Origin of the sequence: Kitasatospora sp. NPDC059327, assembly GCF_042752535.1 — a bacterium.
Taxonomy (GTDB): domain Bacteria; phylum Actinomycetota; class Actinomycetes; order Streptomycetales; family Streptomycetaceae; genus Kitasatospora.
This window is the reverse complement of record NZ_JBHYYB010000244.1, coordinates 1-915: the sequence shown is the minus strand read 5'-3', so window position 1 is coordinate 915 and position 915 is coordinate 1. Positions and strand designations below refer to the sequence as shown.

The following is a 915-nucleotide window of genomic DNA, read 5'->3' as shown; positions in this document are numbered from 1 at the left end:
GCGGGCGGCGCGCGGGGCGCGCGGCCCCCCCCGCCCCCCGCGCGGGCCCCCGCGCCCCGGGGGGGGGGGGGGGGGGGGGGCCGGCCGCGTGGCGCGGCCCCCCCCCCCCCCGCCACGACGTAGTCCAGGTCCCGGGAGCGCAGGGCATGGCGGAAGGCGGCGGACTGGCCGTATCCGGCGTCGGCGACCACGACCTGGGGATCGAGTCCCCAGGCGGTCAGCTCGTCGAGCGTGTCGATCGCCAGGCGCCACTTCTCGACATGCCCGACCTCCGGTGGCAGGCCGGTTCGACGGCGGCGGACATCGTCACGGTCGCCCCACTCCGGCGGCACGAACAACCGCCAGGACAACGGGCTGGAGGCCTGATCGGTGACGGCGTGGACGCTCACCCCGACCTGGCGGAGCGAGCGTTTACCCAGAGCCCCGCAGTACTGCCGGGACGTCGCCACCGACTGGTCGCCGGCCTTCGGGAACGAGGTGTCGTCGATCACCCACGCCTCCGGCGCGAGCGCGGCTGTCATCTTCCGCGCGATCTGCCGCAGCACCGGCGTGTGGTCCCACGGCGACTGGCTGACGAACTGCTGCAGGGCCTGCATGTTCCCGTCCGGCAGCCGCTCGGCCATCGGCTGGATCGACTTGCGCCGCCCGTCCAGCATCAGCCCGCGCAGATAGCAATCCCCCTGCCGGCGCTGATCCTTGCGCGCCAGGGGCGCGAAGACCTCGGCCACGAAGTCACCGAGATCTCCACGAAGCTTCTCCACCTCACCAAGATCCACAGACCGCAGCATGCACCGCCACGTCCACCGAGATCAAATCAACCTAACGAAGTACTACTAGTGCTGGATTCCTCAAAGGCGGTAAACAAATCGCCGTCGGCATTGACGGGTCGGTGGGGGCGGTCTGCCCCAGATCCAG

At 71.6% G+C, this 915-nt stretch carries 1 protein-coding gene; it reads right to left on the bottom strand.

Features of this window, described 5'->3' with window-relative positions; genetic code table 11:
- A partial coding sequence (locus ACFXHB_RS44735; protein WP_380582976.1) for an IS701 family transposase occupies positions 1-776 on the bottom strand: 776 nt, incomplete at its 3' end.
- Between the last annotated feature and the right edge of the window lie 139 nt (positions 777-915).